Annotated in this window: 1 protein-coding gene; it reads right to left on the bottom strand. The window is 32.3% G+C overall.

The annotated features are described in order from the left end of the window. Positions 1 to 125 precede the first annotated feature (125 nt). On the bottom strand, positions 126 to 1,709 hold the full coding sequence (locus CHX27_RS01170) for a cysteine peptidase family C39 domain-containing protein (RefSeq protein WP_094484946.1): 1,584 nt from the start codon (positions 1,707 to 1,709) through the stop codon (positions 126 to 128). Between the last annotated feature and the right edge of the window lie 190 nt (positions 1,710 to 1,899).

Here is a 1,899-nt window from a genome sequence, read left to right on the forward strand (position 1 = left end):
TTGCTTAAAAGCTGCACATTTTCTAAATTCTTAATGTTTTCTAACATAACGTATAAAATGTAAATTTGTTTTACCGCAATAATTTCAAGTCAGTTGCGTTTCTGACCACTCTTGCAAGAATATTTTTAGACCGCTACAACCGCTTTAGAATGTTCTTCGCTGTCCTTTATCTCAGTAATAAAAAAATCAAAATCAGATAATTTATATTCAGTAGGATAAAAATGATTGTTAATTATCGTTGTAGGAGTACCCGTTATCTCGTTTTCTTCTATCCAACTTCCGTGGTGAAGAACAACTTCTTTTATGGAATCCATTTTAAATGTTCTACTATAATTTTTTAACCAAATATTCAAATCTCTTAACATAAACCAATCTGAAAGAGATTTAAGTGAAGATTCCTTACCATCTAGTTTATAAATCTCAATAACATTTCGCAAAACAACTACTCCAGGATTATCTGGTTGAATATTGGGTACACTAAATATTAGGTTCAATTGTAAAAAAGAATACTTTGAAAGCATTTTTTCGTATGATTGAAAAGTCTCAACACAAAAGCCACATAGAGGATTTGTTACTGCTGTTATTACAATTTTGGGATCAGTTGAGCCAAAACGAAATCGCACGCTGTCGTCGAGCATAGATAGCGGCTGTTTTAACGAACGCTTATTTAAAAGCATTTCAAACATAGATTGGTTTCTTTTAAATTTAGTAGCTGAGATTTCAAGGTAGTTGTAGTCTTTTTGTAGGAATGTTTGAGTAGAAAAGTAATACCACGCAATGCCTACTAATATAAAAACAACTCCGATTTGAAGAAAATGAGCCAACGAAAAATCAGGAGATCTGTACATTATAATTGATGTGATGAATTGAAAAATTAAAATACTGCTAATTCCCAAACACAATGAACACCAGCTTTTTAAAACCTTTCCTTGCAAATACCAAGAATAAATACTTACAAAAAGTCCGAAAATTCCTAAAACCAACGCAGCTAGTGCGTTGTACCCAAACATTACCAAAGTTAACGTTATCCAAGAGAAATAAATCATGCTGGCATCAGAGAAAGTAAGTCCAAAAATTAAATTTGATGATTTGTCATTAATAATTCCTGCACATCCATCTTTTTTATTCGTCAATCCACAAACTTTGTCAACAAGCAAGCTTTTTTCGCCTAGCTTTTCCTTAAATATGAGCCAGCTTATACCGCATCCAACTATTGAACTTAACAAATAAGTTAAATGAACCCAGTTTTGATACTCAACGAATAAAGTAAAAACACTTAAAAGTGTAACCAACGTAATAATCGAGATGGAATATCTATCGGTTTTTCGTACTTTTTCAGTGGAATACTCGGCGGCAATGATAAAGCCAGACCACACCCTTAACAGCTCCGCTTTTGTCAACTTTTTTCTTGTTAGTTTCTCATCCGTTGCTACAAAATTATTGTCCGATTTTTTTTCTACAACTGTTATTTTAGAATAGTCTTCGTTGTTTAGAATCGCAATTAACGGAAAGGGCAGTTCGTCAAATGCTTCAACAGGTATTTGGGCTGCAATATTTTGAATGTTGAAATAATCAAGCGTATCAGAAATCGCTCTAAAACTTGGATAGTCAGCATGACTTAAAAATTGCAACTGAAGTGTTTTCAAATCAATTGAGTAGTTGTTCAATTGAATAAAGCGATACAATAATAATACGATTTTGTTTTCCATACTTCAGGGCGCTTCGTTATCGTAATTCAGCTTTAATTCATCACTACAGCTTTGATTATCAAATTTATCATTTTTCTATAACCGTTAGTTTGTAAAATATAAACATCCTATGCAATTTTTATGCGCATAAATGCGTTATATTTGCGTTGCCTCAGATTATTATTGCATGAAAGAATACAATTTAGAAGAG

The sequence above is a fragment of the Flavobacterium aurantiibacter genome, assembly GCF_002251775.1.
GTDB classification, from domain to species: domain Bacteria; phylum Bacteroidota; class Bacteroidia; order Flavobacteriales; family Flavobacteriaceae; genus Flavobacterium; species Flavobacterium aurantiibacter.